Source organism: Paenibacillus sp. SER-28 (assembly GCF_052906305.1).
Genome location: NZ_JBRECM010000066.1, coordinates 1 through 278, shown reverse-complemented (window position 1 = coordinate 278; position 278 = coordinate 1). Strand labels below are relative to the sequence as shown.

The following is a 278-nucleotide window of genomic DNA, read 5'->3' as shown; positions in this document are numbered from 1 at the left end:
CCACCAAGGCCCAGCAGGGCCTGTACGAGTACGACGCCGTCAGCCGTCTGCGGGACTCGCAGCTCGCCGGCATCGAAGGCAGCGACCGCGTCCGCAACATCGAGAACTACATCGTCAAGGGCGTGCTCTGGCAGGCCTTCGAGGCCGACCGGCCCGTGGTGCTGCTGATCGACGAGATCGACAAGGCCGACATCGAGTTCCCGAACGACCTGCTGCGCGAAATCGACCGGATGGAGTTCTACGTGTACGAGACGCGCCAGCTGGTCAAGGCCAAGCAC

At 64.7% G+C, this 278-nt stretch carries 1 protein-coding gene; it reads left to right on the top strand.

Annotation, left to right across the window (positions count from 1 at the left end; translation table 11 throughout):
• Window positions 1–278: hypothetical protein (locus ACUYLD_RS25650; RefSeq protein ID WP_446676237.1), on the top strand; the 278-nt coding region annotated here is incomplete at both ends.